Genomic DNA, 26800 nt, shown 5'->3' with positions numbered 1-26800 from the left:
GGGGTTAGGGCTGTGGGTTAAGGTTCGAAGGCGCAGAACTGGGGGACGGGGAATGGCTAGGCAGCGCCACCCCTTGCGCCAAGCTCCCTACCCCCAGCAATGAATCCCCCACCATTGCGCCATCAAACAGTCGGATCAGACGGTGCGTTTTTTTGGCCATCGTTTCGTCGTGCGTGACCATCACAATCGTGCTACCTTCTGTGTTCAGTTGCTGCAGAATAGCCATGATCTCGTTGCCCATCGCGCTGTCGAGGTTACCGGTTGGTTCATCGGCCAGAATAATCGACGGGCGACCGACAATGGCGCGGGCAATGGCGACACGTTGTTTCTGCCCCCCGGAAAGCTGGCCGGGAAAGTGCTTCATCCGGTTGCTCAGGCCCACTTTTTCCAGCGCCTCCTGCGCCAGTTGCCGACGTGATGCACCCGTCGCGTCGCCCTTCCGATATAGCAGCGGGATCTCCACGTTATCGAGCACCGACAAGTCGTTGATAAGGTGAAAGCTCTGGAAGATGAAGCCGATCTGCTGGTTGCGCAGCAGGGCTAGTTCCTTATCGCGGTACTGCGTCACGGTTTTCCCGTCAATTTGCACCTGGCCAGCGCTGGGCGCATCCAGCAGGCCCATCAGGTTCATCAGCGTCGACTTTCCGCAGCCGCTAGGCCCCATGATAGAGATAAATTCACCCGATTTGATGGTCAGGTTGATGTTGGTCAGCGCCAGCGTTTCGATGGAGCTGGTGCGGTACACTTTTTCGATGTTTGTGAGCGTGATCATGTGAGTGGGCAGGGGGCGTAGGGCTGGGGGCTTGGGGTTCATGACTTGGGCATGCAGAGCTTCTGCCCCAAGTTTCCAGCCCTACGCTCCCTGCAATTTCTGGTTCGTATCGAAATCGTAAAGGGTCAATAAACGGAGTGTATAGTGAGACTGCCAGTAGTCGCGGAGGGCCAAAATGGCGTCGCGGCGGGCGCGGTCTTTGTCCTGGGTAGCAATGCCGAGGTCGGTCACGGTCAGGTCGCTGAGGCGAAATCGCTCCTGGGCAATCTGGTAACGGGTTTGGGCAATTTGGTCGGCTTCGGCGGTGAGTTTTACCTGCTGCCGAAGCATATCTAACAGTGTCACCTGTGTGTAGATCTGCTGTTCGAACGTGCGTCGGGCCTGTTCAACGGTTTGTACAACCAGTTGCTGATTGGCGCGGGCCGTTTCGGTACGGGCCTGCGCCCGCCCCCAAGTCATGATAGGTACGATAAACTGAAGGATAACCGACTGCCGGTCCTGCGGCTGAATGTAGACGTCGATAGGTCGGCTTCCCCGGTTCGTCAGGCCAAAATCGGCGTTGAGGGTGGCGTTGATACCGTTCTCTTTGCGTGCCTTCTCTACATCCCGATCCGCTTCAAGCCGCCGGCGCTGGAATCCGATGGCGTCAGACCGGTTGGCAAATGCCTCGGCCAGCGCCTGCTGCAGGTCAACGTCGAACGAACGTACCTGATCGGGAATAACCAGGTCAAAGGGACGTACCTCGCTGGTCGTTGTCTGGATATTGATGTACGATCGCAATTTCAACGACGCGACTTCGGCGCTTTGCCGGGCCGAGGCTAGGTCTTTGCGAGCATTCAGCACGCTCAGTTGCAGTTGCAGCAAGTCATTGCGCGAGATTTTTCCAATCTCCAGCTTGTGTTTCGCAATGGTATAGAGCGTATCGTTGTTGGCCCGGTTGGTCTCGGCAATCTGCAGGTTTACCTGCGCCACTAGCAGATCAAAATACAGACCCGTAGCATCCAGCGCCACCTGTTCCATCGCTTCGATGTATTGCTGGTTGCTCTCGGCATACCGTAGCGGCTCAATGCGTCGATCCCATTTCATCTGGTTGAACCGAAACAGCGGCTGACTGATGCCAAAGGCGAACGGAATGCCGTTGTACAGCGTAGACCGATTCAGGAAATTGTCGAATCGCTGGAGTTGCTGCTGCACGTAAATGGACCCGCCCGTTTGCGGAATATTCTGGCTCAGCGACAGATTCAGCAGCGAGTTATTGAGCGATACGGGCTGGAAGGCGATGGTACCGTCGGGTTGCTGCACCTGAATGAATGAGCGCGTAAAACCGGGTAGTGAGCCATCCAGACTCAGTTGTGGCTTGAAGTCAGCCAGAAACGAGCGGTATTTCCAGTAGTTTGTCTTCTTTAACGTAGCTGCCTGCTTCCCTGCAATCGACTGTTCCCGCGCCAGGTTCACCACCTCGTCCAGCGTTAGCTTTACTGGTTGGGCGAAGCTGGGTACGTTGGCGAGGAGAACGAAAAAGAGCATGATTGCCCGTATTGCTTTCGCATGACCCTTCGACAGGCTCCGAGTGACAAGCCTACTCAAGGGTATCGTCAACGTACCTGGGTCGCCTGTCCCCCTGAGCCTGTCGAAGGCAGTCCGACGTTTCGGCTTGGCGCAAAAAGTGATACTCCCCAAATCAACACTAGCTTTCACGTTCGTCTTCATGGCTTCGCTGGATCAATCGTGAGTTGTTCGAGGTGCTCGTAATCGCTCAGGTCGGTCAGAATTACGTTGTCGCCGGGCTGCAGGCCGCTTTTGATCTCCACCCAGTCGAAGTTGGTCAGGCCGATCTCTACGTCGCGCCGACGGGCGACGTTATCATTCCCCATCACGTAGACGAACTGGCGGCGTTTACCTTTAAAAGCGGGTCCGTTGGCAACCCGCATGGCATTTGCCGTACGATTCGTCACCACGAATACCTCCACTTTCTGGTTGGGCCGTAGCGACGCGTTATTGTTATCATCGAGACTCACGGCGAACTTGATGGTGCCGTTTTGCACCGATGGCTTTACCTGCGTGATCAGCCCCCGCAGATCGGTTTCGTTGATGCGGACGATGACGGGCTGCCCGGCGCGAAGCTGATCGGCATAGGTGTCGGAGCATGATGCTTCGACCCGGAAACTGCCCAGGTCAGCTACTTTCGCCAGCATCTCGCCCTCATTCACCGCCGAGCCAACGTTCTCGTTCACCCAGGTCAACACGCCAGCCCGGTCGGCCAGAATATCGGCTTGGCGAAGTTTCTGGGCCAATACTTTCAGGTTGGTCCCTTCGATCCGGGCCTGCAGTTGCGACTCGCGCAGGCTGGCACCCATTGACTTGCGGTTATAGTCCAGATCGTTTTCCAACTGCTTCTTTTCGAGTTGAGCGATGCGCAGGGCATTCTCGGCGCGGGTAACATCTTCGGGCGTTTGACCACCCACTTTCAATAATCGGCGGGCGTTGTCTACTTCGGCAGTCAATTTATTGATATTCAGCAGTTTGACCTGATCATTCACATCGGCATCGTACAGGTTCTTGTCGAGCTTCATCCTGAGTTGCTCGATCCCGTTTTGCTTCAATGCCAGTTGATCCTGTAATTTTTCGTATTCGATCTGCGTCAGGGACTTATCCAGTTCTACCAACGGCTGACCGGGACGTACCCGCGCACCGGGCGTTAGCAGCACCCGACGGATGCTGGCCCGAATGGGGCTGGTCATGATCTGCTCATAAGCCGGAATGATCTCGCCGGTAGCGTTCAATGTATTTTCGACGGCCCCCGTCTGCACCACTGCCGTCCGGATTTTGGCGGCATCGACAGACGTTTTCAGGAGCGACCGGGCACCAAGAACCACTCCAACCAGTCCAAGCAAGGCAATCAGCCCAACGAGCCAGGGCTTTCGGCGGGAGCGGGTAAGTAATTCAGGGGCCAGTTCACGATCCATACAGCATACGCATTTTGCCTATACTGGTTGCCAACGACGTGCCAACCGTTAACTAATTGGCTAGTAGACGATTGACCTCATTCTATTCGTGGTATTCTGTGCGAAAAAGCACATCCGGTGCGAATTCGCACAGCAAGTGTGTATCTGTTATCCTTGCCGATGGCGATAGGATCGCACGCTTCGGCCTGGGGGCAGCAACGTATGTTAGCCCCGTTCGGGGATTCACGGCGCAGCATCGGTAGAAACCAACAATGCACCCCAATTTTCTGCGTGCCGTAGGTACGCTACAAAACTCGGTTGCGTAACCGCGGCACGCTGGATGTGCTGTTTTATCACTCCTTATCTACCGACGCTACGTTGTGAAGCTCCTGACGGGGCCAAAGTCTTGGCTCAACTCAGGGAATCAATACAAGGATATTGTCGCTTATTATGCGATGAGCGCGAAGCACGGCATGCACAAAACACGGTAAACCAAGCAGCAATGTGCTTTTCCAATAAAACACGCAGGAATCGAATGGAAACAGTACAGTGGGGTATTATCGGTTGCGGCGACGTGACCGAAGTGAAAAGTGGCCCGGCGTTTAATAAAGTGTCGCATTCATCGCTGGTGGCCGTGATGAGGCGCGACGCTGAGAAAGCGGCCGATTATGCCAACCGGCACAACGTACCCACCTGGTACACCGACGCTGATGCCCTGATCAACGACCCCAACGTAAATGCGGTGTATGTGGCAACCCCGCCCAGCAGCCACGCCGACTACGCCATTCGGGCCATGCGTGCGGGCAAGCCTGTATACGTTGAGAAGCCAATGGCGCTGAATACCGCTGAGTGCGACACGATGAACCAGGTCAGTCGCGAAACGGGGGTGCCGCTATTCGTAGCCTTTTATCGGCGTGCTCTCCCCTACTTTTTGCGGGTCAAAGAACTCGTCGACAGCGGGGTAGTCGGTACTATCAGGGCGGTATCTATCCAACTCAACTGGCAGCCCGACGAGCGCGAAGTGGGGGCACAGCCCAACTGGCGGGTGTCGCCGGCCATTTCGGGCGGCGGGCTGTTTCACGACCTCGCCGCACACCAATTCGATTTCCTCGATTACCTGCTTGGCCCCATCACATCGGCCAATGGTATGGCACGAAATCAGGCGGGTTTATACGAAGCAGACGATATGGTAGTGGGTACGTTTGCCTTCGAATCAGGCGTGCTAGGTACTGGGAGCTGGTGCTTCACCGTAAATAAAGAACAACGCCTTGAGCAAACACAGCTAATTGGCTCTGAGGGCAAAATCACGTTCTCGTTCTTCGAAAATTTCGTCATCACCGTCGAGACGGCGGCAGGCACAGAAACCATGACAGTGCCTTTTCCTACGCACGTGCAACAGCCGCTGATCGAACTACTGGTCAACGATTTGCGCGGTCAGGGCCATTGCCCCAGCACTGGCGAAACAGGTGCCCGTACCAGCCGCGTCCTCGACTGGATAACGGCTTCCTGAACACGCACGCCCATATACATAACGAAGGCCGGACTGTTTAGCCCGGCCTTCGCGCAATCTCTATGAGTCAGCGTTAGAATGAAGAGACACTCAGTCGCCCGCCTGTGACACACCTACCCGACAGCGAAGACGTAGGCACCGCCTTACTAAGAATAGCCGACTTGATTTGAGCCGCTGTTGCCGTTGGGTACAGCGACTTGTATAACGCCACGGCACCTGTTACGTGTGGGGTCGCCATCGACGTACCGTTGTATGAGGCATAACTTGACGCACCGCTTGAGTTGGGCACCGTTGACCAGATTCCTGATCCCGGTGCGCCAATATCAACCGTTGTAGCCCCGTAATTGGAGAAGCTAGACCTAGCGCCAGATGAAGTAATAGCCGCAACAGCAATGACGTTCGCGTTAGGGTAGTTAGAGGGGTAGTTGGCTACCGCATCATTGTTATCGCCAACGCCGTCTGAACCGCCATTACCAGCTGCGGCCACAAACAGGATATTCGCATTATTGGCGCGGCCAATGGCATCCTGCAAGGCCTGTGAGAAACCGCCGCCGCCCCATGAATTATTACTGGCCACAATATTGAGGGCTGAGTGGCGGGTCTTCATGTCGGTTAAGTAATCGATGGCTTTGATGGCGTTGGCACTGGTACCACCATTAGCACCTAAAAATTTCAGACCGATCATTTTTACGTTCCAGCACACGCCAGCCACGCCAGTACCATTGCCGCCTACGGCCCCAATCGTGCCGGCCACGTGTGTACCGTGGTCGTCTGCGGCTCCGTCATAAATAGACGAGTTGTTGCTGGCGAAATCCCAGCCATTTATATCGTCGATATAGCCATTACCATCATTGTCTTTTCCATCGACTGTCTCGTACGGATTAACCCATTTGTTGGCTGCCAAATCAGTATGGGTATTCATCCACCCTTCGTCGATAATGCCAACGATGACGCTACCAGAACCCGTTTGTCCTTTACCCCAGGCCGTTGCCGCCTGACTTCCATACTGGTTAGCCGGTGATGTACTCGACCCATACATGCCCCAGAGCGATCCATTCGTAAAATAGGAGTCATTTGAAGTGGCATCGGTCGTATAAATGTAATTGGGCTCGGCGTACTCAACCTCCGGAAGGGTTTCCAACTGGCTAATCGCATCCAGCACGTCGGTAGATACGCTGGCCAGCACTATCCCATTTTTCTGACCAGCCTTCTCCATCATTTTCGTCAGAATCTTCTCGGCCTTGGTGACTTTCATCTTATCGAGCGCTTTCTGCATTTTCTCGTCGCTGACGTCGGCCTTGAATTTAATGATGACCTCACCGGCCACATACTTTCCTTCTGCTCCAACGCGCGCCTGCCCGGCTTGCGTAGGCAACAAGTCAGTCTTAGGCTGACAACTGTACAATACACCACAACAAATCAAGGCAGCCAGCAGCCGCTGGCCTGTGTAAACTGTGCTTTTCATGTAGGACGTTTGTTAAAATTTTGTAACCGTAACTTATGAATAATATGTCTGATTTCTATGACCACATTCACAAGCAATCATATTTTTTCTCCTCAGACTACTACATACCACAAAATTTCTGCCAGGATATCAACCCGATGGCTACCACGGCCAAGGCCAGGCCAATTTTATTGATAGCCAGTAACTTTTCCCGAAAGAACAGCGCGGCGACCCCGGCGGCCACCAGAATAACACCGATGTTATAAAGTGGGTAAACCAGCGCCCCATTGCCACTAAAGGCCGACAGCGCCAGCACCAGCGTGTAGAAACTTAAAAAGTTGGGGACACCCAGCGTGAATGCGCCAATCAGGTTCCGTGCCTCGAATCGGTCCTGACCGGTTACCAGACGGAAGACAAACAGCACCATACCTGCCGCAATAGCGCCAATCACCATGGTCAGCGTTACCACAACGGGGTTGATACCCAGCGTAGCGATGTAGGCTACGTTCATGTAGTTGATCATGGTGTTGGTGAACCCGTACATCAGAAAAACAGCCACCGGCAGCAGCGCAACCAGACCGCTCCTGCTGGCGTGGCCGGGTGTCGCCTGCGCTTCATCGGCCGATTTTTTGTAGGTACTCAACGCCACCGCCACTACCGCCAGCGCCAGACCCAGGTAATTCCATCCATCAAACGCTTGGGCCGACGTACCTGATAAAACAAACAGGCTGACACAGACCGGAATAACCAGCGATAGGTTGTTAGCCAGCGAGGTAGCTGTGATACCATTGCGTTGGGTTGATTCGCCCGACAGCAGAAATGTAACGACGAACGCTACGCCAATGCCCAGCGCCACCCAGGTCCAAGTTTGGCTGAAATCGACCGTAAACGGGACATCGGTCGGTAGCAGAGCGTACCCGGTCAGGAAGCAGACGATGTAGTTAAGGCTAATGGCCTGCACGGTATTGACGTTATAGCGTGGAAACAGGCGGAAATTGAGAAGCAACATCACCGAGAGCAGGATGCTGGCGAGGAGGTAGATCATTTTTTAGACGGAATAAACACGGGCGGCAAGTTACAGCGCATCTTTGCACAATAGCGTACAGACGCGCGGCGCGTGCAACGTACCCATAAACAACCGCATTTATGACCCTCGATAACAAGACAATCATCATCTCCGGCGCATCGCGGGGAATTGGCCGGGCCACCGCTTTATTGCTGGCCCAAAACGGCGCGAACATAGTGGCCACAGCCCGTAACGCCGACGAACTAAGTGCACTCGAAGCCGAAGGAAATGGAAAAATCGCCGTTGTACCCGGCGACGTGGCCAATGAAGCAGATATGGAGCAGGTCGTTCAAACGGCACTCGACCGTTTCGGCCGCATTGACGTAGTGATTAACAACGCAGGCTACGGCGTTTTCAAAAACGTAGATGAGATCAGCGTTGATGAATGGGATTCGGTGATGGCCACCAACGTAAAAGGCACATTCCTGCTGACGAAAGCCGCTTTGCCAGCGCTGAAAGCACAGGGCAGCGGCCACATTGTGGTGGTCGCCTCTGACGTAGCCAAGCGCACGTTTGCCGGTGGATCGCTCTACACAGCGAGCAAATATGCGCAGGAAGCCTTCATGGGAGCCCTTCGGAAAGAGGTACGTGCCAATGGCATTAAGGTTACGGGTGTATACTCGGGTCTGGTCGATTCGCATTTCCACGCCAAAGGCCACGGCCACGAGACGTCGAAAGGCTGGCTGCAAAGTGAAGACATGGCCGAATCGATGTTGTTCATCGTTAGCCGCCCTGCCCACGTGGTCATCGACGAGTTCATGGTGCACCCGCTGGAGCAGGACTATTAATGCCTAGTAGATTGGGCTGACGCGGCGAACGCTCATACGTCAGCCCAATCCACAAGCTCAACTCGCTCTACTGGCTCCACTCCGTTGGGGTGCGATCCCAGCGGTGGCCTTTTAGCTCAGCTAGTAGCTCGGCGGGCAGGGCGTTTCCGTCGCTGGCGGCGCAGTTGGCTTCTACGTTCCGAATCTGGCGCATACCAGGGATGGTTGTTGCCACATCAGGGTTAGCCAGAATGAAGCGTAGGGCCATTTCCGGCATCGTCATCCCTTGTGGAACCAGCGGTTTCAGCGCATCGGCATGGTCGACGCTGCTGTTCAGGTTCTCGGGCACGAAATATGTCGACCGCCAGTCGTTGGCCGGGAAAGTCGTCTCTTTCGTGAACGTACCTGTGAGCGTACCTTCGTCGAACGGGACGCGGGCGATCACGCCGATGTTGAGTTCACGGCAAAGTGGGAAGAGGTTGTCTTCGGGGTTCTGATCGAAAATATTGTAGATCACCTGTACGCCATCGATCAGGCCGGTGCGAAGGGTATTGAGGCAGTTATCCGGCTCCCAGCGATTAACTGATAAGCCCCAAGCGGCTACTTTACCGGCCTTCGTCAACTGCTCGATTACTTCCTTCCATTCGTCCCGCTCCGCCCAGGCATCTTCCCAAACGTGAAACTGCATGAGGTCGATTTGCTCGACACCCAGGTTCTTCATGCTGCGCTCGGTGTACTCGACAATATAATCGGGCGGGAAAACGTCATCGATCGAGAAGTCAGCTCGTGATGGCCATACCCGGTTTTTGGGTGGAATTTTTGTGGCGGCATACAGTTTCTTGTCGGCGTTATCTTTCAACAATTGCCCCAGAATCTGCTCGCTAACCCCCTCCGCATACCCCCAGGCCGTATCGAAAAAGTTACAGCCCAGTTCAACCGAGCGTTGAAGGGCACGCAGTACTTCGGCTTTGTCGGAACCGGTCCAACCGGCCAGACCCCACATGCCATAGCCGATTTCGCTTACTTGCCAGCCTGTACGGCCAAATGTCCTGTATTGCATATAAAAAGTTTGATGTTTGTAGTTTGACGTTTGCTGTTGCGCTGCTAAAACTGAAGCGCGTAGTTATCCAGCGCACCAGCAAACGTCAAATCACAAACATCAAACCCAATTTTTATGCTCATACGCTTTGTTCGCATGACGTTTCAAGAAGATCGCCTGGCGGATTTCCTATCCATCTTCGAGGCATCGAAGGCAAAAATTAGGGTATTCCCCGGTTGCCAGCACCTCGAACTTCTCCGCGACCTCGACCAGCCGAACGTCAGGATGACGCACAGCCATTGGGAATCAGCCGAAGCACTGGAAGCCTACCGCCAGTCTGATCTCTTCCGAACAACCTGGGCTGCTACCAAAGTGTTATTCGCCGATAAGCCAGTGGCGTTTTCAACGGAAACGGTGGAAGTGGTACACAGTAATCATTGACTGTCCCTTGCACTTCGCTCTCACTAGCTCATTGACGCGTGACAACCGCCTACTGACTTTATGAGCTCATTACTTACCATAGCTAGCTAAAGTCAACATAAAAAATGCCCCGCTGTTTGGCGGAGCATTTTTTATGTTAGCGAACCAGTTCCATCAAATCTTTGTCGTTCACCTCTTTGCGGACGTCGGCCATGTCGAGGAAGCGGGTGTAGATGGTGTCGAGGGTGGGTTTGTCGTATCGGTAGCCCAGCAATTCGAGGCGATGACGGAGTGCGTGACGACCAGAGCGGGCGGTCAGGATGATCAGCGATTTGTCGACACCCACGTCGAGGGGGTTCATGATCTCGTAGTTCTCCGTGTGTTTCAGGTGACCGTCCTGGTGAATGCCCGATGAGTGGGCAAAGGCGTTGCGACCTACGATGGCTTTGTTGGCCTGCACCGGCATCCGCATCAGGCCCGATACCAGTTGGCTGACTGGGTACAGGCGTGTGGTGTCGATGCCCGTCTCGAAGCCCAACTCCTTATGTACTTTCATGGCCATCACTACTTCTTCGAGCGAGGTGTTGCCCGCACGTTCGCCAATGCCGTTGATCGTACACTCGATCTGCCGGGCACCGCCCATGATACCCGCCAGCGAATTGGCTGTGGCCAGACCCAAATCGTTGTGGCAGTGAATCGAGATAGTTGCCTTATCGACGTTGGGTACATTATTATAGATGTATTTGATCTTGTCACCGTACTGACCAGGAAGACAGTAGCCTGTAGTATCAGGAATATTGACCACTGTCGCACCGGCACTGATGACAGCTTCGGTGAGGCGACATAGGAAATCCAGGTCGGCCCGGCCAGCGTCTTCGGCGTAAAATTCTACGTCGTCTACGTACCCACGAGCGTGTTTTACAGCTCTTACCGCCTGCTCCAGAATCGCGTCACGGGTGCTACCGAATTTGTTCCGTATGTGGATATCCGACGCACCAATACCGGTATGAATACGACCGCGTTTGGCGTGCTTAAGCGCCGCACCAGCCGCATCGATATCACCAACAACGGCTCGCGACAGTGCGCAAACGGTCGGGTTGGTTACCGCTTTCGAAATTTCAACCACCGACCGAAAATCGCCGGGGCTGGAAACAGGGAATCCAGCTTCAATCACATCCACACCAAGTAGTTCCAGCTGAACCGCCACCTGCACTTTTTCATCGGTGGTTAGTTGACAGCCAGGCACTTGTTCGCCGTCGCGAAGGGTGGTATCGAAGATGTAAATCCGGTTGCTCATAGTCAAAATCAGGCGGAAAGTTTGTAGCGAAATTTCGCTATATGCGTTATTTCACTACAAAAATAACCAGAATTTGATTCGTACACCGTGATTCAAAAAGAATTTTTAGACGTCGCCGTTGGGCAAGAGTAGCAATACCAGTCCTGTCGATTGTGCGTTTGCCCCGCGCGCAGGCTGGTCACCTCGGTTGCCTACACAGTGCCAAACGCGTCTGTCCTACTGGTTTTCTAGCTAACAGCAAGGCAGGGAAGTTGACCTGATGCGTAGTGAGATCGGTCTCAGTTCAACCTAACCACTTGCAGAGGCATCTGTCAATCGAAGACGAATTTCCTATTACTTAGGGCGACTACCGAAAATTGGAAAGAGCCGCTATAACCAGCAGCAGCAATAAAATGTAGACTGCGCCTAGTACGGTACCTGCAATTCCCAAACCAAGCCCTTTCTGTCCTTTTCGCTTAATTTGTCCCAGTGAGACGATTCCCAGAATCAAGGCTAACGGCCCCAATAACAAGGTTATGCCAGCTATACTGCTTGATGTAAATAGCAACACGAGAGCCAGCAAGCCAGTAATAAAAGAGGCCGTTGCTAACCCGTTGGTCTGACTTTCGGCTGGTTTAGCCTTGTATTGACCAATCGCCGCTCTCAACTCCGACCTTATCAGTTTTCTGCGCGCTTTCTGTTCAGCCTTCCCAACCGATTGATCTCGAGACGCACTACGACCGGTAATAACAGGTGTATCCGCGGCCTTATCCGCAATAGTAGCTTCCTGTCTAGTGGTTACGGCTACCGTGTCGGCAACAGCTAACATTACTTCCGAAGCAGGCTCCTGAGTAAACTGGCCCGTTGCCCTACCCTGCTGCTCAGTTGGGAGAATCACCGCATTTGAGGCCTGAAAGAAACCGTACTGCCTGGCCTGACAAGCTGTTAGAAGATAACCAGTCAATAAACAAGTAAACAGGCGTAACGATTTAGGTGTCATGGCGATAGCTAATTAGGTGTGGAGTAATATGCACCCGTAAATAAGCAAAAAAAGAGTTGTATCTGACGACGTGTACACACAATCCCCATCAGATACAACTCTTCTCGTACTTAGCTATCCTTTAGAGGCTAAGCCGCTGGCTTCTTACAACTTAGCCAACACCTGCTCGCCCATCTGGAACGTACCCAGCAGTTTATCGGCGGGGGTATCGGCATCAGCAATGTCGCGGGTGCGGTAGCCATCTTTCAGCACGGCATCAACAGCGGCGATGACAGCTTCTGACTCGGCTTTCATACCGAACGAGATATCCAGCAACAACGCTACTGACAGCACCGACGCAAGGGGATTCGCCACGCCTTTTCCGGTAATATCATGAGCTGAACCGTGGATTGGCTCGTACACACCTGTACTGTCGCCTACCGACGCCGACGCCAGCATGCCCATCGAACCAGCGATCTGCGAGGCTTCGTCGGTCAGGATATCGCCGAAAAGATTACCCGTTACAACTACGTCGAAGCGGGTTGGGTCTTTGATCAGCAGCATCGCCGCTGAGTCAACGAACTGATGTTCCGTTTCCACGTCTGGGTAGCGGAGGGCCACTTCCTGCACCACTTCACGCCATAGTCGGCTGCTTTCTAATACATTCGCTTTATCGACGCTCATTAGTTTTCCGCGACGGGTGCGTGCGGCTTCGTAGGCTTTTACGGCAATGCGTTCTACTTCGTACCGCTGGTACACCATCAGGTCAGAAGCTGTGTTGCGATCTTCCGAGCGCTTTTTCTCGCCGAAATACACGTCGCCAGTCAGCTCGCGGAAGAAAAGGATATCGGCACCGCGCAGAATCTCCGGCTTGATGCTCGACGCTTCCAGCAGTTCATCGAATAGTTTGATGGGCCGTAGGTTGGCATATAGGCCCAATTCCTTGCGCATCTGCAACAGCCCCTGCTCGGGACGTACCTTAGCTGACGGGTCGTTGTCATATTTGGGGTGCCCTACCGCGCCGAACAGAACGGCATCGGCGGCGCGCATTTTGGTCAGCGTTTCGGCGGGAAGTGGCAGGCCAGTAGCTTCAATGGCTACGTGACCAATCAGGGCTTCGTCGTAGGTGAATTCGTGGTTAAACTTCCGGGCGATCGCCTCTAATACCTGCTTGCCGACAGTTGTCACTTCGGCCCCAATGCCATCACCTGGCACAACGAGAATGTGTTTATTCATAAAAAGGGGGTTTGATGGTTGTCGTTTGATGGTTGTCGTTACGATGCTATCCAACCAATTGCTGGCTTAGTGACGCAACGACAACCATTAAACCACAACCATCAAACCTGTTTTAATCAAGTGTATTTAGCATTTTTTGGGTTGCCTTGATGGCTGACACGGTTTGGTCAGAGTCGAGACCCCGGGTTTTAAATTCGTTAGTAGTCGATTTCCAGGTGATGATCGTTTCACACAGGGCATCGGTTCGGCCGCCGGTTGGAATGCGTACGGCGTAATCGGTGAGCATGGGCAGCACCATTTTCTTGCGGCTGTAAATGCTTTTTAGCGCATTCATGAAGGCGTCGTACTGCCCATCGCCCTGGGCGTTCTCTTCGAATTGCTCTTCGTCGATACGTACCCGAAGCGTGGCCGATGGCTTCAGATCCTTCGAGTGGGTCAGCACGTAATTCAGCACCTCCACCCGCGACGATACCGAACTCGTATGCAGCACGTCAGAAATGACGTACGGTAGATCTTCGCGCGTGACCACCTCTTTCAGATCGCCCAGCTCGATCACGCGTTGCGTTACTTTCTTCAGATCATCTTCCGACAATTGAATGCCCAGTTCGCGCAGGTTATTCTCGATATTGGCTTTGCCCGACATTTTACCCAGCGCGTAACTCCGTTTCCGGCCAAAGCGCTCGGGCAGTAACGCGTTGAAATACAGATTGTTCTTCTTGTCACCGTCGGCATGAATACCGGCCGTTTGGGTAAAGACATTGTCGCCAACGACGGGCTTGTTATCGGGAATACGAAGCCCCGAAAACGTCTCGACGATCTTACTGACCTGATACAGCGACTTTTCAACAACGCCCATACGTACTTCGGGCATGAAGTCGCGCAGTACGGCGATGACGCTGGCCATTGGCGCGTTGCCCGCCCGTTCGCCCAGGCCGTTTACGGTCAGGTGAATGCCATGCGCCCCCGCCCGAATAGCCTCCATGACGTTGGCAACGCCCAGATCGTAGTCGTTATGAGCGTGGAAATCGAAGTGCAGGGCCGGGTAGCGGGTCACGAGCTGATGCACGAACGTGTAACTTTCGGCTGGCGTCAGCACACCTAATGTGTCGGGCAACAGCACGCGGCGGATAGGCTGTGTCCGAATGAAATCCAGGTATTGCAGTACGTACTCGGGCGAGTTACGCATGCCGTTGCTCCAGTCTTCCAGGTATACGTTCGTCTGAATACCAAGCTGATGCGCATTAGCAATCACTTGCTGGATATCGGCAAAATGGCAGTCGGGCGTTTTTTTTAGCTGGTGGGTCAAGTGGTTCAGCGAGCCTTTGGTCAGCAGGTTCATCACCTTCGCACCCGATGCCTTCATCCAATCAAGTGAGGCCTGTCCGTCCACAAACGTAAGCACCTCGACTTTATCCAGCAGTCCGGCATTGGCCGCCCAGCGGGTGATCTGCTTCACGGCGTCCAACTCGCCCGCCGACACCCGCGCCGATGCTACCTCCACCCGATCGACCTTGACCTCGGTGAGTAACAACTGCGCCAGGGCCAGTTTTTCGGACGCAGAAAACGACACGCCGCTGGTTTGTTCACCATCGCGGAGTGTCGTATCCATCATTTCAATGTAGCGGCGGGTTTTCATAGTCAACGAGTGAAAGAATGACTGAGTGAATGAGCGAAAGATTATTGTCGCATGACTAATCGACCACATTAGCCACTCTTTCGCTCATTCACTCAGTCATTCTTTAAAATGGCCTTGTTTCGGCGAAGGCTTCGATCTCGGGTTTCATCGACAGCAGATAGTCGATGTCGTCGTAGCCGTTGGTGAGGTTATCTTTCTTGTAGCTGTTGATGTCGAAGGACTCGCTCTCGCCTGTAGCTAGAATCGTGATCGTCTGCGCGGGCAGATTCACCTCCAATTCAGTGTTTGCATCGGCGTCTATAGCGGCGAATAGTTTCTCCAGGAATTCAGGGCTCACCTGCACCGGTAAAATGCCAATGTTCAGCGCGTTACCTTTGAAAATATCGGCAAAAAAGCTCGACACTACGCAACGGAAACCATAATCGTAAATGGCCCAGGCCGCATGCTCCCGGCTCGATCCGCTACCAAAGTTCTTACCACCGACCAGGATTTTGCCCGAGTAGGTTGGGTTATTCAGCACGAATTCTGCTTTGGGCGTATTGTCGTTGTTGTACCGCCAATCGCGGAACAGGTTGTCGCCAAACCCTGTGCGCTCGGTGGCTTTCAGGAAACGGGCAGGAATAATCTGGTCCGTATCCACGTTCTCGATCGGCATCGGAACGGCACTGCTACGGAGTATCGTAAATTTATCGTAAGCCATGATAGGAAGGTCCTTCGTCTTTGATTGGCTTCAGCGTGACCCCCAACCCCATTAAGGGGGCTACGGCTCCGCGAAGGGAATTAGCAGTGCGTTAACCCACTTCAGGGAGTTGGGGGTGCGCTGAAGCCAACTAGAAAGTCTAAACTAGTTTAAGAATTCTCGTGGGTCTGTTACTACGCCCGTGACCGCGGCGGCGGCGGCTACCAGGGGGCTGGCGAGGAGCGTGCGGGCACCAGGGCCCTGACGGCCTTCGAAGTTGCGGTTCGAAGTCGACACGGCGTATTTACCGGCGGGTACTTTGTCGTCGTTCATGGCCAGACAGGCCGAGCAGCCGGGCTGACGAAGGGCAAAGCCCGCTTCGGTCAGAATGTCCAGAATGCCTTCCTGTTTGATCTGCGCTTCCACAATGTGCGAACCCGGTACCAGCCAGGCTGTTACGTTATCGGCTTTTTTACGGCCTTTCACGATCGAGGCAAACGCCCGGAAATCTTCGATACGGCCATTGGTGCAGCTGCCCAGGAACACGAAATCGATTGGTTTGCCAATCATGGATTCGTTTTCGGCGAAGCCCATGTAGGCCAGTGATTTCTGGTAGCTGGCGTCACCGTCCTGCTGATCGGCGGCCAGAGGAATTTGTTTGGTTACGCCCGTGCCCATACCGGGGTTGGTGCCGTATGTAATCTGCGGCTCAATATCGGCGGCGTTGAAGGTCAGGTCGATATCGAACGTAGCCCCCTCGTCGGTGGTTAGCGATTCCCAGTACGGAACCAACTTATCCCAGGCCTCGCCTTTTGGGGCCAGGTCACGGCCGTTCAGGTACGCCAACGTGGTGGCGTCGGGGGCAATCATACCGCCACGCGCGCCCATTTCGATGCTCATGTTGCAGACCGTCATGCGGCCTTCCATGCTCATGTTGCGGAACACATCGCCAGCATATTCAACGAAATAGCCGGTGGCACCACTCGCCGAAATCTGCGCGATGATGTACAGGGCCACATCTTTCGGCAACACACCTTTCCCCAGCGTACCATTCACCGAAATCCGCATCTTCTTGGGCTTGGGCTGCATGATACACTGCGTGGCAAGCACCATCTCTACCTCCGACGTACCGATACCGAACGCAATGGCCCCGAACGCGCCGTGGGTCGAGGTGTGCGAGTCGCCGCAAACGATGGTCATACCGGGCAGGGTGATGCCATTTTCGGGCCCAACCACGTGTACGATGCCGTTTTTCGGGTTGCCCAGACCCCAGTGTGAGATGTGGTATTTTGCACTATTCCGCTCCAGCGCATCCAGCTGGTTCGCCGACAGCGGGTCGGCCACCGGTAAATGCTGGTTAATCGTAGGCGTATTATGGTCGGCAGTGGCGTAGGTACGTCCCGAGAACAGAACGGGGGCGTTACGGCCCTCAAGTCCCAGAAACGCCACTGGGCTCGTTACCTCGTGAATAAAATGGCGATCAATAAAGAACACGTCGGGACCATCTTCGATGTGCCGGATGACATGCGCATCCCATACTTTATCAAATAGTGTTTTTGGGGTACTCATAACTGTAGCGGAGAACGTAATACGTACCTACAAAAGTGGTAGATCGTATAGAACTACGCATCCCGTCATTCGTCCAGTAAATAGCGATTTTAGTTCATTGCTACTATATGGGCGGGAAACAGCATGAGCATATCAGTTCTTAAACTTTTTCTCTGTTTCCCGCCTCTCCTCATCTATAAACTCTTTCAGCAGGTTCATTAGGATTGGCTGGTACTTCGTCATAGCCTGCGTCATGACTTCCTGCGAGATGGCCGGGGTTTTGTCGATCAGTTTCTTACCGACTGATGATTGATAGAATGTACAGAAGGCTTCGATTTCGTCGGCTGTGAAATAGCGATCATAAATATCGACCAGATCTTCGTTGATCATTTTCATCGTGTTATCACTCGACACCTTCATTACCTTAGTTATAAATGCATCCTGGCGTTTGAGCCTTGCTGAATCGACCGGGACACGAAGGCTATCCATCCCCAGATGGCTGGCCATTTCAGTTCCCATAGCTGCCGCTCTTCGCATCATGGCCAGCGACGCGTCTCTTTGCTTGAACATCAGGGAATCCTGCTTCATGAGCGAGAAAAGGTACTTGATGCGCGCTCGTTTTTCAGTGTTTTGCGCCTGCGTATGAACTGATAAGCCAAGAAGGAGAAAAGCCGTGAAAATGAGAGACTTCATCGCGGTTGATATGGTTTGACCTAAAAGTAACCAATCTGTGACTACGTGCGCCTTCGATGGCGCGTTATTTCAGCTAGAATACTGCGATTATTTACCACTCCCCCAGGTTACTTATAGGAGGCTTCAACCCTCTCGTTAAACAACTGCGGCGCGCTTCGGGGCTCAACCCTATTGTTGCTTGTCAGCTTTTATGAAATAGAATGCGCTCTCGTAGCCTATCCCCTCATACCGATCCCGCTAAATAGATCTGCTGAGCGCGACCCGGTCTTGCTCGTTAAAGCCGCCTAATGTCCAAGGCTACTTAACTCGATCAATAGGTACGTAGATGTAAATGCATTTACAACTTCGCGTCAAGGTGCATCGTTTGCGAAGCCAGTTTCCCGCCAATAGCCAGATCAATCGAGGTATTTAAGGTTAAGGCCCGTTTGTCGGCCGAAAATTGCCCGTTACCCCGTAAGACGCCTTCGTATGTGACTCCATTCACGTCAATTTTCTGTATTGACTTAACCAGCGTAAAGGCAACGTCGTTGGTAAGGTCGGCTTCATATGACACAATATGGCCGGGAATAGTCTGGTTAATCGTGATTTTATTGGTCTCGACTGAATTAACGGTGAGCGTGCCGGTTAGCACCTGATTGGATGTTTGTCCGTCAAACAGGGTGACAAATTGGGCAGTGCCAGTATACACACCCGTTATAGGGGGCACTTCTTCTTTTTTGGAAGCACAGGACACCAGAATGAACAAGCTCAAAAGGTAGCTGAGACACTGCTTCATAACAAGGTTACGGACCAGGTAGAAATAAGGTAACAACACAATACGCTAATTAGTGACTTCTGATATATAACCTTAATCTGGACGAGATCTGTGCTACTCACTGGTAGCAGTGCTCATATACCGATAGCCTTTACCAGCACCATACTAGTTCGAAGAAACGATCGTGTCGTACAGTCAATAGCAAAATAGATACCAACTGCTGAACACCAGCTGTAGCCAAACCGAAGTCGCTACTAAAGTCAGGAAGTAATGGGCACGGATTCGGTTTATTTACGCCTGTAGCGTACTGGTAATCCTGCCCTAAACGCTGGTGTTTAGGGCTGTCACCCCATTAGCATTAGCTAGCAACCCCGTACCAACTCTCTTCAACAACAGGCAACTGACAGCGCAGCCAACCGACGTACCTGACGCTTAGTACAAAACGGCTTTATTCAACCTTAACGGGGGCACCAGCCCGCTTCGGTGTAGAACCGTATTGTTGCTTGTAGGCTTTGATGAAATGGGATACGCTCTCATAGCCAATTTCCATGCTGACTTCCGAGACGTTCTTGTCGGTGTTACGGAGCAGGAAATGGGCGTGCTCGAGGCGTTTTCGGCGGATCCAATGGCCAGGCGAGGTATGGAAGTGCTCTTCGAAATCGCGCTTGAACGCGGAGAGGCTACGGCCTGAGATTCGGGCTAGTTCATCCATCGACAGGGGTTTGAGCAGGTACGTGCTCATCAGGTAATCGAGGTCGGTCTTTTGGCCCTGATAGAGGTGCCAGAGAATAGTGCGAAGCTGACCCGTGGAGTCGAGCTCAAATAGGTGCAGGAGCAATTCCTGAAATTTAAGTCGGAGCAGTTCATTCAGGTACGGGGTGCTCGACCCGAAGTAGGGTAGCAACGACTGAATGAAGTTGGTAAACGTACCTGGAATAGACGTACCTGACGAAGCAAACGACAAGATTGCTGCTTCGGGCAGAGGCGCAAGACCGATCTGAGCGAGTCCGGGCGGAGTATGTTGGAAGAGGCTCAGGTGCTGGCTAACAAATTCTTTCAGCAGCCGCTCATTTACGAAAAATACCAGACTGCGGTAATTCACATCGATGGACTCATTCATGGAATAGCACCCCCGCTGGAAGAACAGGATATCGCCTTTCTTGACGTGCAGTTCCTGCGTGGGTGAGCTAAACTTCTTCTCCCCTTCCAGCACCACGACCACCGCATGCTCTTCGAAGAAAATCTCGTTCCGCTCGGGATATACGTCGCTCCGATACGCCACAAACGTCATCTCCGACCCATCAGACCGTGCCCCATCCCCCATAGCCGAGTCAGGCCGCTGAATAGTCAGCGACTGGAACTGATGGGGTTGTATTGATGAGGGAACGCGCAGCATATGGAAGGTGCATCCAACTAAATGAAGCGGCACGGCTTCGTCAGATCAAAAATTCGAACAGGGTGGGTTTGTCATTGATGTACTCGAACTGGATTTTAGCGTCTTTCATACGTTCGATCAGCGGGTCGAAATCGGCTTTGCTTTTCAGTTCAATGCCCACCAGTGCCGAGCCCCGTTCGCGGTTCGTTTTCTTGGCGTAATCAAACAGCGTAATATCGTCGTTGGGGCCGAGAGCCAGTTCCAGAAAGTCGCGGAAGGCACCGGCGCGTTGCGGAAACCGGATAATGAAATAATGTTTCAGGCCTTCATACAGTAACGATCGTTCCTTGATCTCTTCGGTTCGGGTAATGTCATTGTTACCGCCGCCAACCAAGCACACCACGTTTTTCCCCTTGATCTCATCTTTGATCAGATCCAGCGCGGCAATGGTCAGGGCACCTGCCGGTTCGGCTACAATCGCTTCTTCGTTGTAGAGTTCCAGAATGGTGGTACATACCTTACCTTCTGGCACAAGAATAACCCGGTCGAGGTTATGGCGGCAGATCTCAAAGGTGGTGTCGCCCACACGTTTCACGGCAGCCCCGTCAACGAACTTATCAATCTTATCGAGCGTGACTACGTGGCCTTCCTCCATCGCTACTTTCATGGATGGCGAACCGAGTGGCTCCACACCAATGAGTTTCGTTTTGGGGCTCAGCTGCTTGAAGACCGTTGAGACGCCCGAAGCCAGACCGCCTCCGCCAATGGCCATGAGCAGGTAATCGATCTTGAAATTTGAATCTTTGAAGATTTCCAGGCCAACCGTTCCCTGCCCTTCCATCACCAGCACATCGTCGAAGGGGTGAACGAAGGTGCTATCGTGGGTCTGCACGTACTCCGTAGCGGCGTAAAACGCGTCGTCGTAGGTATCGCCGATCAGCACTACGTTGACGAATTCTTTGCCAAACAGTTTTACCTGTTTCACCTTCTGGTTCGGCGTTGTGGTCGGCATAAAGATCGTGCCGTTCACGCCCATTTTCCGGCAGGCGTAGGCCAGGCCCTGTGCGTGGTTACCCGCACTGGCACACACAACACCTTTCGCCAGTTCGTCGGCCGACAGGCTGGCCATTTTATTATATGCGCCCCTGATCTTGTACGACCGAACCACCTGAAGGTCTTCCCGTTTCAGGAAAATAGTGGCTCCATACCGTTCCGACAGGTTCAGGTTCTCCTGCAACGGCGTGTGGAAGGCAACTCCTCTCAACCGTTCGGCGGCCAGATAGATGTTGTCTAAATCGGGAAAGGCGAGTGTTGTTGAAGTGTCTATCACAATACAAAAAAAGGGCTATAACACAGAGATTCACAGAGGGAACACGGAGTTACGCAGAGAAATTTTATTAAAAACTCCTTTTTCGCTGTGTAACTCCGTGTTCCCTCTGTGAATCTCTGTGTTATAGCCCTTTTTTAGCTACTAGCTCCGCTCTGGACGCAGGTTACGTACGGCGGCACCAGCCTGCCACATTTCTGACTCACGCAGTTCGGCCAGTTCTACTTCGAGTTTCTCGCGGTAGTCGGGCTGCGAGTTGCGGGTAATGCTGATTTCGGCCTGCTCCTGGGTTTTCACCGAGTTGTACAGTTGCTCAAAAACGGGCTTCGTGGCGTCACGGAAAGGCTTCCACCAGTCGAGGGCACCGCGCTGGGCTGTGGTCGAGCAGTTGGCGTACATCCAATCCATGCCGTTCTCGGCGACGAGTGGCATCAGCGACTGGGTCAGCTCTTCTACCGTTTCGTTGAACGCTTCGGATGGGCTGTGGCCGTTGGCGCGCAGCACTTCGTACTGAGCCGCGAAGATACCCTGAATGGCACCCATCAACGTACCCCGCTCGCCGGTCAGGTCAGACGTTACTTCTTTGTAGAAATCGGTTTCAAACAGGTAGCCTGAGCCTACGCCGATACCCATGGCGATACACTTGTTGCGGGCATTCCCGCTGGCATCCTGATAGACGGCGAAGCTCGAGTTCAGGCCTTTGCCTTCTACGAACAACCGACGCAGCGACGTACCTGAACCTTTCGGCGCTACCAGGAACACATCAACATCAGTCGGAGGAACGATACCGGTTTTCTCCTTGTAGGTCACGCCGAAGCCGTGCGAGAAATACAGTGATTTGCCAGGTTTAAGGGCCGCTTTTACCGTTGGCCACAGCTCGATCTGAGCGGCGTCTGACAGCAGGAAGCAGATGATCGTTCCTTTTTCGAGGGCTTCTTCAATCTCGAACAATGTTTCGCCCGGTACCCAGCCGTCGGCGACTGCCTTGTCGTAGGTTTTGCCTTTGCGCTGACCAACGATCACGTTGAAGCCATTTTCACGCATGTTCAGTGACTGGCCGGGGCCTTGTACACCGTAGCCAATAACGGCGATTGTTTCGTTTTTAAGCGTTTCGAGGGCTTTCTCTAGCGGAAACTCTTCGCGGGTTACAACGTTCTCGACCGTTCCGCCGAAGTTAATTTGTGCCATTGATTTACTTGGTTATTGAATTGTAAGATGGGTGAGCTAGTAGTTATTCAAAGAGGTACATGATTTCGGGCCGAAACTGAAGAAGGAAGCGCGTCTGCACCAAGACACAAACGATGGCCGTCACCAGCAGCAGGTCTTTCAAACGCGGAAGACGCAACGCAGCCAACGCCGCAGGAAGCATAATCAGAAACAAAATCAACCCGTAGCCAAGGCTCCGACTGGTATCGGCTACCATGATGGCTACCAGGGTCGAGGCCGCCAAAGCCGCCAACGTACCCACCAACAGCAGCAGTTGACGTTGTTGCCAGAGACTCCAGAGCCCTACGGCCACCAACGCCCAGAGTAGTTCATACGACCGGCCAATCTTCAACAGGCTGGTCAATACGGGTACTGTCAGCAGAAATGAAAACCCGGCTCCTTCTGTCGCATCAGCTACGTTGTAGCGCGCCTTCAGCCAGAACCGGAGCCCCACGTACGTAACCCAGGTTGCACCTACGGCTGCTATCGTCAGTAGATTACTCCGGCTGAACAGGGGTTTGTCATCCGCCACAACCAGGCAACGATACACCAGTACATATACCGAGTTGACCAGCGACCGCTCATCAACCCAGTAGGCCAGAAACAGACTGGCAATCAGCGCAAATCGATTACGGGTGACGGCCGCCATCAGCAGCAGGATATACGCAAACGCATCGCCACAGGTAACGAAATCGAACGGAAAGGCACCGCCAATGTACAGCCCCATGATGGACACTGTCAGGTAGAGCGCCACGGCCTTGCTGTTGGTGAGCCGATATGCTTCCCGGGCCAGTAGGTACAGAAAGATGGGCCAGCACAGCAACTGCACTGCGTAAACTGCCTCACGGCTACCAACCAGCGCATACAGACCCGGCAAAAACAGGCGGAATACCATTTTATCTTCGTGGCAACCGGGATTTTTATCGTAACAGATGATGGGTCGCAGCGGGTGAATGATCTGATCTTCAATGGTATCCCAGAAATAGTATTTCGTTTGGAAAGCGGCCCAGTATTCAGTAGGCAAGTTCCATAAGCCACTGTGCGTAGGTAGAAAAAACAGGGGGCAGAGCAAGCCCGCCAGTACCACTTTCCAAAGCCAGGTATCGCTTTGCAGCCAGCGTTCAACCGCTTCATGAACCGGTAGCGTATATCGGGCGAGTGCAGAGGTTGATGGCGATGAAAGGGTAGAAACAGGCTCTAACATGACTAATCGTTACAAATAATAGGCCCATTCGGCTTCGGGGAGGTACTCAACCAGCCCTTTCTCTGTTTTGCCAACAGCGACGCGCCCCGAACGGACAAATTCAAGGATTTCGTACTGACGCAGGTATTCGAAGAAGGCAAAGATCTCCGTTTCGCTACCGGTCTTCTCGATCACTACGTAATCGAGGCCCCAATATACGACCCACGCTTTGTGCTGTTTATTGATCGTCTCTACGTCGATGGGTTTACTACCTAGTGGGGTCGAGATCTTGAACAGCGCAATTTCGTTGAACACGATCTCGTCGTTGAGGTAGCCAAAGACGGCCAGCACCTCCACGATCTTCCGAATCTGCCGCACAATCTTTTCCACCTCATCCCGCGACTCGTGCCGAATGACGATGGTAAAGCGCGACACCCCTTTTCGCTCTGTTTCCGACACCGTCAAGCTTTCGATGTTGATGCGCCGCCGGGTAAAGATGATCGTAATCCGGTTCAACAACCCGATGGTGTTGCCCGTGAAAATGCAAATGGTGTAAGTCGTCATTGCTACTTCAATCGTATTTGTGACACACTGGCACCGGCTGGCACCATTGGGAACACGTTTTCTTCTTTTTCAACGATTACCTCCAGCAGATAGGGGCCATCGTACGCCAGCATCTGGTCAAGCGAATCCGAAAGGGTTTCGCGCTCGTTGCAGGTGTGGCCCGCCATGCCGAAGCCTTTGGCGATCGTGACGAAATCTGGATTTTGCAGCTCTACGAACGAGTAGCGGCGGCTGTGGAAGAGTTGCTGCCACTGCCGTACCATACCCAGGAAGTTGTTGTTCAGGATAATGGCTTTCACCGGTTGCTTATTCTGCACGATAGTCCCCAATTCCTGCAACGTCATCTGGAAACAGCCGTCACCAATGATAGCGACCACCTGCCGGTCGGGAGCGGCCACCTGCGCACCAAACGCAGCGGGAAGCGCAAAGCCCATGGTACCCATACCGCCCGACGTAACGAGGCTGTTCTTTTGCCGGAACTGATAATAGCGCGAGGCCATCATTTGGTGCTGACCCACGTCGGTTACCAGTACGGCATCACCGTTGGTCTTCCGTGATAACAGGTCAATCACCTCGGCCATCTTGATCTTCTCGGTATCGCCACTCAGCTCAGGGGCCGTGATGTTCTCGTTCTCGATCACGTCGTATTTCCTGAACTCATTGCGCCATACGGTATGGTCATTTTCATTGACCAGCGGCAACAGGGCTTTCAATACCTCTTTGGCGTCGCCAACAACGGGCGCATGCGCCTTGATGATCTTGTCAATTTCAGCCGGATCGATCTCAATGTGAATCACTTTCGCCTGCTTGATATACTTGCTGGCGTCGCCGGTAACCCGGTCGTCGAAGCGCATACCGATGGCAATGATCACGTCGGCTTGATCGGTCAGCACGTTGGGGCCGTAGTTACCGTGCATGCCCAGCCAGCCCACATGGTTCGGATGATTGGTCGGAATAGTCGACTGGCCCAGCAGCGTGGTAGCTACGGGAATGCCCGTTTTCTCGGAAAAAGCCAGCAGCTCTTCTTCGGCTTTGGCCAGTTGCACGCCATGACCCGCAAAAATGTAGGGGCGTTTTGCCTCGTTAATCAACTTTGCCGCCGCTTCGACCTGGTCTTGCTTAGGAACCAGACGGGGCCGGTAACTGATGATCGTCTGGCAGCGTTCGTACACAAACGGCTGTGTCATCAACTCCAGCTGTGCCGACTTGGTCATATCGATCAGCACCGGACCGGGTCGACCCGACTGAGCAATGTAAAACGCCTTGGCCATGATCTCCGGCACCTCGTCGGCGCTGGTGATCTGGTAGTTCCATTTCGTAATCGGCATGGTTACACCCATCACGTCGGCCTCCTGAAAGGCGTCAGTGCCCAGCAGTTTCTTACCCACCTGACCCACAATACACACCAACGGCGTTGAATCAATCAGCGCGTCGGCAATGGCGGTGACCAGGTTGGTTGCCCCTGGGCCTGATGTTACCAGACATACGCCTGCGCGGCCCTGCATACGGGCATAGCCCTGCGCGGCGTGCCCAGCACCCTGTTCGTGGCGCACCAGAATGTGGTTGATCTGGTCCTGAAAATCGTAGAGCGCATCATACACGGGCATGATCGCCCCGCCAGGATATCCGAAAATGGTATTGACCTTCTCGGCTACGAGCGAGCGCATGAGGGCCTCCGAGCCCGACATGAGTTTGATCTCCGTCGGTTCGATTGTTAGTTCAGGTAAGACGCTGACCGTTTCCATAGAGTGGTGCAGGTTGTTGATACTGTTCAGTTTGTTGTGTTCAAGCGGCTACTTCTTCGTAGCAATCAAAATTCCCGTCGACCAGGCTAGTTTGACCAACTGCAGGTCGTCTCGGCTCTCCAGATCGGCAACGAGTTTATCGACTTTCTCGGCATGACCTTCCGGCCAGTTGGGTTGCGGCAGCATATCATCGATGACGTACATACCACCGGCCGACAACGTACCCAGCGCCGCATCGAGGTTCGCGTATTTACCGGGCCAGGCATCGGCAAAAATTAAGTCGAACTGCTGAGTCTGTTTTTCGTTTTCCAACCACGTACCCGCATCGGTACACAGCAGTTGCAAACGGGTATCATCGCCCAGAATATTGTCGGCAACGGCCTGGTACGTTGCGTCATTATCAATCGAAAGCAGTGACGAGTCGGCATCCATACCGGCCAGTAGCCAAGCTGTTGCCAACCCTGTGCCCGTGCCGATCTCCAGCACACGCGCCTTTGGCTTCGACCCAACCAGCGTTTTTAGCAGCGCCCCCGTTTGAAGGTCCGACGGCATCGAAAAACGGATGGACTTACTGGCAAGTTCTATTGCCGAAAAGCGGTCAGGAAGCGTGTTGACGGTGTCGGTATACATAAGCGA

24 protein-coding genes are annotated in these 26800 nt (G+C 53.5%); 3 read left to right on the top strand and 21 right to left on the bottom strand.

The window, feature by feature from the left end:
* Nucleotides 1-4: 4 nt before the first annotated feature.
* The 3 genes from F7231_RS15010 to F7231_RS15000 all read right to left on the bottom strand — a co-directional run bounded on the left by F7231_RS15010 (nt 5) and on the right by F7231_RS15000 (nt 3738).
* Nucleotides 5-772, bottom strand: coding sequence for an ABC transporter ATP-binding protein (locus F7231_RS15010; RefSeq protein ID WP_166692485.1), 768 nt, complete (start codon nt 770-772; stop codon nt 5-7).
* Between the two features lie 81 nt (nt 773-853).
* The gene (locus F7231_RS15005; RefSeq protein ID WP_166692484.1) at nt 854-2299 is read right to left on the bottom strand and encodes a TolC family protein; all 1446 of its coding nucleotides are present in this window, start codon (nt 2297-2299) and stop codon (nt 854-856) included.
* Between the two features lie 179 nt (nt 2300-2478).
* Entirely contained in the window at nt 2479-3738 is a 1260-nt protein-coding gene (locus F7231_RS15000; RefSeq protein WP_166692483.1) for an efflux RND transporter periplasmic adaptor subunit, read from the bottom strand.
* Nucleotides 3739-4252: 514 nt separating this feature from the next.
* Between F7231_RS15000 and F7231_RS14995 the strand changes: the two genes are divergently transcribed.
* On the top strand, nt 4253-5227 hold the full coding sequence (locus F7231_RS14995) for a Gfo/Idh/MocA family protein (protein WP_166692482.1): 975 nt from the start codon (nt 4253-4255) through the stop codon (nt 5225-5227).
* Between the two features lie 73 nt (nt 5228-5300).
* Here F7231_RS14995 and F7231_RS14990 read toward each other — a convergent pair whose 3' ends face one another.
* On the bottom strand, nt 5301-6692 hold the full coding sequence (locus tag F7231_RS14990) for a S8 family peptidase (protein ID WP_166692481.1): 1392 nt from the start codon (nt 6690-6692) through the stop codon (nt 5301-5303).
* A gap of 100 nt (nt 6693-6792) precedes the next feature.
* A complete protein-coding gene (locus F7231_RS14985) occupies nt 6793-7716 on the bottom strand; it encodes an EamA/RhaT family transporter (RefSeq protein WP_166692480.1) in 924 nt (307 codons plus the stop codon).
* A gap of 101 nt (nt 7717-7817) precedes the next feature.
* Here F7231_RS14985 and F7231_RS14980 point away from each other — a divergent pair, with 101 nt between their 5' ends.
* Complete coding sequence (locus tag F7231_RS14980) at nt 7818-8525, top strand: SDR family oxidoreductase (RefSeq protein ID WP_166692479.1); 708 nt, start codon at nt 7818-7820, stop codon at nt 8523-8525.
* Between the two features lie 67 nt (nt 8526-8592).
* Here the strand turns inward: F7231_RS14980 and F7231_RS14975 are convergent, their stop codons facing one another.
* Nucleotides 8593-9564: an aldo/keto reductase gene (locus F7231_RS14975; RefSeq protein WP_166692478.1), complete on the bottom strand. Its 972-nt coding sequence runs from the start codon at nt 9562-9564 to the stop codon at nt 8593-8595.
* 114 nt (nt 9565-9678) lie between these two features.
* Between F7231_RS14975 and F7231_RS14970 the strand changes: the two genes are divergently transcribed.
* Nucleotides 9679-9984, top strand: coding sequence for a putative quinol monooxygenase (locus tag F7231_RS14970; protein ID WP_085411413.1), 306 nt, complete (start codon nt 9679-9681; stop codon nt 9982-9984).
* A 136-nt stretch (nt 9985-10120) separates the two neighbouring features.
* On the opposite strand, the gene F7231_RS14965 is transcribed toward F7231_RS14970, so the two are convergent.
* From F7231_RS14965 to F7231_RS14895, 15 genes are all read right to left on the bottom strand, one after another.
* Nucleotides 10121-11260 (bottom strand): 2-isopropylmalate synthase, encoded by a 1140-nt coding sequence (locus F7231_RS14965; protein WP_085411414.1) that lies wholly within the window; start codon nt 11258-11260, stop codon nt 10121-10123.
* A 346-nt stretch (nt 11261-11606) separates the two neighbouring features.
* Nucleotides 11607-12239 carry a DUF4190 domain-containing protein gene (locus F7231_RS14960; RefSeq protein WP_208295617.1) on the bottom strand — a complete coding sequence of 211 codons (633 nt, stop codon included), beginning with the start codon at nt 12237-12239 and terminating at the stop codon, nt 11607-11609.
* A gap of 144 nt (nt 12240-12383) precedes the next feature.
* Nucleotides 12384-13454, bottom strand: coding sequence for a 3-isopropylmalate dehydrogenase (gene leuB, locus F7231_RS14955; protein ID WP_085411415.1), 1071 nt, complete (start codon nt 13452-13454; stop codon nt 12384-12386).
* 112 nt (nt 13455-13566) lie between these two features.
* Entirely contained in the window at nt 13567-15090 is a 1524-nt protein-coding gene (locus F7231_RS14950) for a hydroxymethylglutaryl-CoA lyase-like TIM-barrel protein (RefSeq protein WP_166692477.1), read from the bottom strand.
* A gap of 103 nt (nt 15091-15193) precedes the next feature.
* Nucleotides 15194-15790: a 3-isopropylmalate dehydratase small subunit gene (leuD, locus tag F7231_RS14945; protein ID WP_166692476.1), complete on the bottom strand. Its 597-nt coding sequence runs from the start codon at nt 15788-15790 to the stop codon at nt 15194-15196.
* 144 nt (nt 15791-15934) lie between these two features.
* A complete protein-coding gene (gene leuC / locus F7231_RS14940; protein ID WP_166692475.1) occupies nt 15935-17338 on the bottom strand; it encodes a 3-isopropylmalate dehydratase large subunit in 1404 nt (467 codons plus the stop codon).
* 132 nt (nt 17339-17470) lie between these two features.
* Complete coding sequence (locus tag F7231_RS14935; RefSeq protein ID WP_166692474.1) at nt 17471-18010, bottom strand: DUF2059 domain-containing protein; 540 nt, start codon at nt 18008-18010, stop codon at nt 17471-17473.
* Between the two features lie 337 nt (nt 18011-18347).
* On the bottom strand, nt 18348-18785 hold the full coding sequence (locus tag F7231_RS14930; RefSeq protein ID WP_085411420.1) for a hypothetical protein: 438 nt from the start codon (nt 18783-18785) through the stop codon (nt 18348-18350).
* A 427-nt stretch (nt 18786-19212) separates the two neighbouring features.
* Nucleotides 19213-20160, bottom strand: a complete 948-nt coding sequence (locus F7231_RS14925) for a helix-turn-helix transcriptional regulator (protein ID WP_166692473.1) — start codon at nt 20158-20160, stop codon at nt 19213-19215.
* 40 nt (nt 20161-20200) lie between these two features.
* Nucleotides 20201-21469 carry a threonine ammonia-lyase gene (ilvA, locus tag F7231_RS14920; RefSeq protein WP_374757379.1) on the bottom strand — a complete coding sequence of 423 codons (1269 nt, stop codon included), beginning with the start codon at nt 21467-21469 and terminating at the stop codon, nt 20201-20203.
* Between the two features lie 141 nt (nt 21470-21610).
* Nucleotides 21611-22654, bottom strand: a complete 1044-nt coding sequence (gene ilvC, locus F7231_RS14915; protein WP_085411423.1) for a ketol-acid reductoisomerase — start codon at nt 22652-22654, stop codon at nt 21611-21613.
* Between the two features lie 43 nt (nt 22655-22697).
* On the bottom strand, nt 22698-23876 hold the full coding sequence (locus F7231_RS14910; RefSeq protein WP_166692472.1) for a hypothetical protein: 1179 nt from the start codon (nt 23874-23876) through the stop codon (nt 22698-22700).
* Between the two features lie 9 nt (nt 23877-23885).
* Nucleotides 23886-24419: an acetolactate synthase small subunit gene (gene ilvN, locus F7231_RS14905; RefSeq protein ID WP_085411425.1), complete on the bottom strand. Its 534-nt coding sequence runs from the start codon at nt 24417-24419 to the stop codon at nt 23886-23888.
* 2 nt (nt 24420-24421) lie between these two features.
* The gene (ilvB, locus tag F7231_RS14900) at nt 24422-26164 is read right to left on the bottom strand and encodes a biosynthetic-type acetolactate synthase large subunit (RefSeq protein ID WP_166692471.1); all 1743 of its coding nucleotides are present in this window, start codon (nt 26162-26164) and stop codon (nt 24422-24424) included.
* A gap of 48 nt (nt 26165-26212) precedes the next feature.
* The gene (locus F7231_RS14895) at nt 26213-26794 is read right to left on the bottom strand and encodes an O-methyltransferase (RefSeq protein ID WP_166692470.1); all 582 of its coding nucleotides are present in this window, start codon (nt 26792-26794) and stop codon (nt 26213-26215) included.
* Nucleotides 26795-26800: the final 6 nt, after the last annotated feature.

It is taken from the genome of Fibrivirga algicola (assembly GCF_011742925.1).
Lineage (GTDB): Bacteria > Bacteroidota > Bacteroidia > Cytophagales > Spirosomataceae > Fibrella > Fibrella algicola.
Note: the sequence above shows the minus strand (reverse complement) of the source record. Positions and strands in the feature narration are given on the sequence as shown.

Bases quoted from the DNA above. Each gene is read 5' to 3' on its own strand.
- F7231_RS14980 (WP_166692479.1), top strand. From the start codon at position 7,818: ATGACCCTCGATAACAAGACAATCATCATCTCCGGCGCATCGCGGGGA.
- F7231_RS14930 (WP_085411420.1), bottom strand. From the start codon at position 18,785: ATGAAGCAGTGTCTCAGCTACCTTTTGAGCTTGTTCATTCTGGTGTCC.
- F7231_RS14960 (WP_208295617.1), bottom strand. From the start codon at position 12,239: ATGACACCTAAATCGTTACGCCTGTTTACTTGTTTATTGACTGGTTAT.
- leuB (WP_085411415.1), bottom strand. From the start codon at position 13,454: ATGAATAAACACATTCTCGTTGTGCCAGGTGATGGCATTGGGGCCGAA.
- ilvN (WP_085411425.1), bottom strand. From the start codon at position 24,419: ATGACGACTTACACCATTTGCATTTTCACGGGCAACACCATCGGGTTG.
- F7231_RS14995 (WP_166692482.1), top strand. From the start codon at position 4,253: ATGGAAACAGTACAGTGGGGTATTATCGGTTGCGGCGACGTGACCGAA.
- F7231_RS14925 (WP_166692473.1), bottom strand. From the start codon at position 20,160: ATGCTGCGCGTTCCCTCATCAATACAACCCCATCAGTTCCAGTCGCTG.
- leuD (WP_166692476.1), bottom strand. From the start codon at position 15,790: ATGGCTTACGATAAATTTACGATACTCCGTAGCAGTGCCGTTCCGATG.
- F7231_RS14965 (WP_085411414.1), bottom strand. From the start codon at position 11,260: ATGAGCAACCGGATTTACATCTTCGATACCACCCTTCGCGACGGCGAA.
- F7231_RS14950 (WP_166692477.1), bottom strand. From the start codon at position 15,090: ATGAAAACCCGCCGCTACATTGAAATGATGGATACGACACTCCGCGAT.
- F7231_RS14970 (WP_085411413.1), top strand. From the start codon at position 9,679: ATGCTCATACGCTTTGTTCGCATGACGTTTCAAGAAGATCGCCTGGCG.
- leuC (WP_166692475.1), bottom strand. From the start codon at position 17,338: ATGAGTACCCCAAAAACACTATTTGATAAAGTATGGGATGCGCATGTC.
- F7231_RS15005 (WP_166692484.1), bottom strand. From the start codon at position 2,299: ATGCTCTTTTTCGTTCTCCTCGCCAACGTACCCAGCTTCGCCCAACCA.
- F7231_RS14895 (WP_166692470.1), bottom strand. From the start codon at position 26,794: ATGTATACCGACACCGTCAACACGCTTCCTGACCGCTTTTCGGCAATA.
- F7231_RS14990 (WP_166692481.1), bottom strand. From the start codon at position 6,692: ATGAAAAGCACAGTTTACACAGGCCAGCGGCTGCTGGCTGCCTTGATT.
- ilvB (WP_166692471.1), bottom strand. From the start codon at position 26,164: ATGGAAACGGTCAGCGTCTTACCTGAACTAACAATCGAACCGACGGAG.
- F7231_RS14910 (WP_166692472.1), bottom strand. From the start codon at position 23,876: ATGTTAGAGCCTGTTTCTACCCTTTCATCGCCATCAACCTCTGCACTC.
- F7231_RS14985 (WP_166692480.1), bottom strand. From the start codon at position 7,716: ATGATCTACCTCCTCGCCAGCATCCTGCTCTCGGTGATGTTGCTTCTC.
- ilvC (WP_085411423.1), bottom strand. From the start codon at position 22,654: ATGGCACAAATTAACTTCGGCGGAACGGTCGAGAACGTTGTAACCCGC.
- F7231_RS15000 (WP_166692483.1), bottom strand. From the start codon at position 3,738: ATGGATCGTGAACTGGCCCCTGAATTACTTACCCGCTCCCGCCGAAAG.
- F7231_RS14975 (WP_166692478.1), bottom strand. From the start codon at position 9,564: ATGCAATACAGGACATTTGGCCGTACAGGCTGGCAAGTAAGCGAAATC.
- F7231_RS15010 (WP_166692485.1), bottom strand. From the start codon at position 772: ATGATCACGCTCACAAACATCGAAAAAGTGTACCGCACCAGCTCCATC.
- F7231_RS14935 (WP_166692474.1), bottom strand. From the start codon at position 18,010: ATGAAGTCTCTCATTTTCACGGCTTTTCTCCTTCTTGGCTTATCAGTT.